Origin of the sequence: Micromonospora rosaria (genome assembly GCF_001567585.1) — a bacterium.
GTDB classification, from domain to species: domain Bacteria; phylum Actinomycetota; class Actinomycetes; order Mycobacteriales; family Micromonosporaceae; genus Micromonospora; species Micromonospora rosaria.
Genome location: NZ_LRQV01000228.1, coordinates 1 through 6,069 on the forward strand (window position 1 = coordinate 1; position 6,069 = coordinate 6,069).

Here is a 6,069-nt window from a genome sequence, read left to right on the forward strand (position 1 = left end):
CCACCGAGACGTACCGGGTCGACGGGTACGCGGCGCTGCCCGCCGCCGCCCCGGCTCCGGTGACGGCCCCGGTACCGGCCATGGTGGCCCCGGCGAACGGGGGGAACGCGCTGGCCACCACCGTCGCGCCGGTGGCACCGGCGGTCGTCCCGGTCTCGCCCGCCGTCGGGCCGGTCACCCCCGCGCCGGCACCGGCCGGGCCGAGCCTCGCCGCGTTCCAGGAGGCGATCCTGGCGGTGATCAGCGAGCGCACCGGATACCCGGTCGACCTCATCGAACTCGACCTCGACCTCGAAGCCGACCTCTCCATCGACAGCATCAAACGCGCCGAAGTCGCCGGCGAGGTCGCCCACCGCCTGCACCTCACCGTCGACGGCGACGAGAGCGAACTCGAAGACCTCGTCAAGGCCCGCACCGTGCGGGCGATGGTGGCCTGGCTCGGCGACAAGGCGGCCGGGGCTCCGGCGACGGCGCTGCTGCCGGCCGCGTCGCCGTCCGCCGTTCCGGCCGGGGTCGGCGTCGCAGCCGGCGTGAACACGGCCGACTTCCAGCACGCGATCCTGGCGGTGATCAGCGAACGGACCGGGTACCCGGTCGACCTCATCGAACTCGACCTCGACCTCGAAGCCGACCTCTCCATCGACAGCATCAAACGCGCCGAAGTCGCCGGCGAGGTCGCCCACCGCCTGCACCTCACCGTCGACGGCGACGAGAGCGAACTCGAAGACCTCGTCAAGGCCCGCACCGTCCGCGCCATGGTCACCTGGCTCGACGGGAAGCTGGGCGGCGGCGTCCACCTGTCGGTGTCGACCACCGGCCCGGTGCCGGCCGCGACCGGCTCGGCCGGGGCGGTGGCGGCCGGCGGGGCCACCCTCGCCGACTTCCAGCACGCGATCCTGGCGGTGATCAGCGAACGGACCGGGTACCCGGTCGACCTCATCGAACTCGACCTCGACCTCGAAGCCGACCTCTCCATCGACAGCATCAAACGCGCCGAAGTCGCCGGCGAGGTCGCCCACCGCCTGCACCTCACCGTCGACGGCGACGAGAGCGAACTCGAAGACCTCGTCAAGGCCCGCACCGTCCGCGCCATGGTCACCTGGCTCGACGAGAAGCTGAACGCCACGGTCACCGCGACCGCGACCCTGACCGCCACGGCCCAGCTACCCGCGCCGGACGCCGTCGCGGCGACGCCCACCGCGCCGGAGATCACCGCGCGGGAGGTCACCGCCGACCCGGCGGAGGCCGGCGTCGGGGTGGGGGTCGCCCCGAAGCGGCTCGTCGCCCGGGAGAGCGTCCAACCCGGCGAGGTCGGCGACGCGGCGACCACGCTCGCCGGCACCCGGTTCCTGATCACCGGTGGCGGGCAGGTCGGGGCGTACCTGGCCGAACTGCTCGGCGCGCACGGCGCCAGCGGTCAGCTCGGGGTGCTCGACAGCGACCAGGCCGGGGTGGGCTTCGACGGGGTGCTCGTCCTCGACGGGCTGACCGACCTCGACGAGCCGCTGCTGCCGGAGGTGTTCCCGCTGGTGCAGCGGGCGCTCGCCAGCGGGCCGCGCTGGTTGCTCGCCGCCGGGGCGCGCGACGCCACCGGCGCCGCCGACGGGATGCCCGGCCTGTTCCGCACCATCGCCCGGGAGTACCCGCAGCTCACCGCCCGGTTCGTGGAGACCGATCCGGACGCGCCGGCACAGGTGCTCGCCCAGCGGATCGTCACGGAGCTGCTCACCGGCCCGGCCGCGCCGGTGGTCTGCCTGCGGGGCGACGACCGGTACGTGGCCGACCTGGTGCCGGTGGAGCTGGGCGCGCTGGCCGCCGGGGGTGCCGGCCCGGCCGGTGACGGCGTCGCCGAGGCCACCGCGATCGGGTTGACCACGGACTCGGTGGTGGTGCTGGTCGGCGGGGCGCGGGGCATCACCCCGTGGTTCGCGCGGGCGCTCGCCTCGGCCAGCCGGTGCCGAATCGAGCTGGTCGGGCGTACCCCGCTGCCGACCGAGCCGGAGGACCCGGCGCTGGCGGCGGCGCGGGACAAGGCGGCGCTGGTCGCCGCGCTGGCCCGGCAGGGCGGGCGGTCGCCGGCCGAGATCGACCGGACCGCGCGGCAGATCCTCGCCGCCCGGGAGGTGACGGCCACCATGGCCGAGCTGACCGAGCTGGGCGGCGAGGTCCGGTACCACAGCCTCGACGTGCGCGACGCCGAGGCGACCCGGCGGCTGCTCGCCGGTATCCACGCCGAGCACGGCCGGATCGACGGCCTGGTGTACGCGGCCGGCATCATCGAGGACAAGCTGATCGCCGAGAAGGACCCGGCGTCGTTCACCCGGGTCTTCGACACCAAGGTGGACGGGGCGCGGACGGTACTGGCCGCCCTCGACGAGCTGCCCGGCGAGCCCCGCTTCGTGGTCTTCTTCGGCAGTATCGCCGCCGCCTACGGCAACCGGGGGCAGGCCGACTACGCGGCGGCCAACGACGCCCTCGACGCCATCGGCACCCGGTACGCGGCGCGGACCGGCGTGCGGTGCCTGACCGTGCACTGGGGCCCGTGGGCGCCGGGCGCGGGCCACGGCGGCATGGTCACCGCCGAGCTGAGCCGGGAGTACGCCCGGCGCGGCATCGGCCTGATCGACCCGGAGGAGGGGGCGCTCGCCCTGCTGCGGGAGCTGGCCTGGGCCGAGGCGTCGGTCACCTCGGTCGTCTACACCGCCTCCGGCTGGTGAGCCCGGCGATGTCCCGACCCGACGCCCCTGTCCGTCCCGTCCTGCGGAGGTACCGATGAGCAACGGCACCGGCCAGCCCGAACCGGTCGCCATCGTGGGGATGGCCGCCCTGATGCCCGGGGCGGGCGACCTGGAAAGCTACTGGCGCAACCTCGTCGACGGGGTGGACGCCATCACCGAGGTCCCGCCGCACCGCTGGGACGAGGAGTTCTACGACCCGGAGCAGGCGCACCGACCGGACCGGATGTACTGCCGCCGGGGCGGGTTCGTCGACGAGCACGCCACCTTCGAGCCGCTGAAGTTCGGGGTGATGCCCGCCTCGGTGCCGGACATCGAGCCGGACCAGCTCATCACCCTGGAGGTGGCGGCGCGGGCGATCGCCGACGCGGGTGGGGCGGAGAAGCTCCCCGACGGGGAACGGGTCGGCGTGATCATCGGCCGGGGCGGCATCCTCAGCCCGGCCCAGGCCCGGTACGCCCAGCGGGTGCGGATGTCCAGCCAGGTCATCCAGATCCTGCGCGAGCTGGTTCCCGACCTGGACCAGGACCGCCTGGAGCTGCTGCGGCGCAAGTTCGACGAGCGGCTCGGCCCGTACCAGCCGGAGGGGACGATCGGCCTGGTGCCCAACCTCGCCGCCTCCCGGGTGGCGAACCGGCTCAACCTGCGCGGCCCCGCGTACACCATCGACGCGGCCTGCGCCTCCTCGCTGATCGCCGTGGACCAGGGCATCACCGAGCTGGTCAACGGCCGGCTGGACGCGGTGCTCGCCGGTGGGGTGCACCACGTGCACGACATCAGCTTCTGGTCGGTGTTCAGCCAGTTGCGGGCGCTGTCCCGGCGGGGCGAGATCCGCCCCTTCGACGCCTCGGCGGACGGGCTGCTGATCGGCGAGGGCACCGGCGTGGTGGTGCTCAAGCGCTACGCCGACGCCCGGCGCGACGGCGACCGGGTGTACGCGGTGATCCGGGGCAGCGGGGTGTCCAGCGACGGCCGCTCGGCCAGCATGTTCAACCCGGCGGTCTCCGGTCAGGTGCTGGCGATCCGGCGGGCCTGGGAGGCCGCCGGGCTGGACCCGACCGCCCCGGACGCGCTGGGGCTGCTGGAGGCGCACGGCACCGGCACCCCCACCGGGGACGCGGCCGAACTGACCACGATCGCCGAGGTCTTCGGCCCGCACGGCGGCGGCCCGAAGCCGGTGATCGGCTCGGTGAAGTCGATGATCGGGCACACCATGCCGGCGGCCGGGATCGCCGGCCTGATCAAGGCGGCGCTGGCCGTGCACCGGGGGGTGCTGCCGCCCACCCTGCACTGCGAGTCGCCCCGGCCGGAGATGGCGGCGACCCGGTTCGCCCCGATCCCCACCGCGCGACCGTGGGAGGGGGACGGGCCGCGCCGGGCCGGCATCAACGCGTTCGGCTTCGGGGGGATCAACGCGCACCTGATCATCGAGCAGCCGCCGGAGTCGCTCGGCGAGCCGGTGATGGCGGTGGGCGCCCCGGCCGCCGGACGCGCCACGGTGGACGAGCCGGACCAGGTGCTCTGGCTGGCCGCACCGGATCCGGCCGGGCTCGCCGCGCTGCTGGCCCGCGACGACCACGAGGTACGCCGGCTCGGCGCCGAGGTGGCCGCCCGCTCCGGTGGCGACGCGCCGGGACGCAGCCGGCTGGGCGTCGTCGGCCCGACCGACAAGCTGCTCGCGGTGGCCCGCAGGACGGTGGCCCGGGGCCAGGCGTGGCGGGGCGGGCGGGACATCTGGTTCAGCCCGCAGCCGCTGCTCGCCGACGGGGGCAAGCTCGCCTTCGTCTTCCCCGGGCTGGAGGCGGAGTTCGCCCCGCGCACCGCCGACCTGGCCGCCCACTTCGGGCTGCCGGACCGCGCGTGGTCCGCCGCCGACCTGGGCCGGCACGGGGCCGGGCTGATCGAGGTGGGCAAGCTGCTGCACCACGCGCTGGAGCGGATCGGGGTACGCCCGGACGCGGTGGCCGGGCACAGCATCGGCGAGTGGACCGCCGCCGCGGTCAGCGGCCAGATCAGCACCGCCGCGATGGACGAGTTCCTGGAGCTGTTCAACGCCGACTCGGTGGAGGTCTCCGGGTACGTCTTCGCCGCGGTCGGGGCGGGCGCGGACCAGGTCAGCCCGCTGCTCGGCGACTTCCCCGGCGTGGTGCTCTCGCACGACAACGCCCCGGGACAGTCCGTGGTCAACGGGCCGGAGCCGCAGGTCGACCGGCTGGTCGAGGCGCTGCGGACCCGCAACGTGCTGTGCCAGAAGCTGCCGTTCCGCTCGGCGTTCCACACCCCCGCCTTCGCCGACGGGCTCACCTCGATCGGCGCCGCGCTGGGCCGGTGGGAGGTGCACCAGACCCGGATGCCGGTCTGGTCGGCCACCCTCCAGGCCCCGTTCCCGACCGACGAGGAGCAGGTCAACCGGATCTTCGTCCGGCACATGATGGAGCCGGTCTGGTTCCGGCAGACCGTGGCCGCGATGTACGACGCCGGGTTCCGGGTCTTCCTCCAGGTCGGTGCGGGGCAGCTCGCCTCGCTGGTCAGCGACAACCTGCGCGGCCGGGACCACCTGGCGATGCCGGTGAACACCGCCCACCGGGGCGGCCTGAACCAGTTGCGCCGGGTGGCGACCGCGCTCTGGGTGGAGGGGGCCAGCCCGGACCTGCGCGCCCTGACGCCGACCACGCCGGGCGCCCAGACGTCGGGCACGCCGACGCCGACCAGCCAGACGTCGGGCACGCCGACGTCGGGTACCGGGGCGGCGGGGACGCCGGCGGTCGCCCGACGCGGGCCCCGGATACCGCTCGACCTGGGCGGCCCGCTGGTGCGGCTCGGCGCGGACGCGGCCGGCCTGCTCGGCCTCTCCGCGACCCCGGCCACCGGCGCCCCGGCACCGGCCGCCACCGCGCCCCGGGCCGTCACCGCACCGCCGGCCGCCACCGCGCAGCCGGCAACCACCACGCAGCCGGCGACCACCGCGCAGCCGGCCCGGGTCACGCCCTCGCCGGCCACGCCGCCGGTCGGGGCGGGGATCACTGCCGCGCAGCGGGCCGCCGCCGCGCAGTCCGCCGACCCGGCGGCGGCGATGGCCGCGCTGCACCGGCTCGCCGGGCAGTCCAGCGCGGCGGCGGAACTCGCCGCCCTGCTCCGCGACACCGCGCAGGGGGCGGTCAGCGTGCTCACCGCCTCCGGCGGCACCGCCGCCCCGGCCCGTCCGACGCCGGCACCGGTTCGCCCGTCGCCGGCCTCGACCCGCCCGACGCCGGCACCGGCCCGCCCCGTGCCACCGGCTGCCGGGACGCCCGCCACCGCGCCGGCCGGCGGCCTCCCGCCGGCGGCCGGCCCG

2 protein-coding genes are annotated in these 6,069 nt (G+C 76.0%); both read left to right on the top strand.

From position 1 onward, the window contains the following. Positions 1 to 2,717: SDR family NAD(P)-dependent oxidoreductase (locus AWW66_RS31015; RefSeq protein WP_245648570.1), on the top strand; the 2,717-nt coding region annotated here is incomplete at its 5' end. Between the two features lie 55 nt (positions 2,718 to 2,772). After that, positions 2,773 to 6,069, top strand: a 3,297-nt coding sequence (locus AWW66_RS31020; RefSeq protein ID WP_157528228.1) for a type I polyketide synthase, incomplete at its 3' end; no start/stop codon positions are given.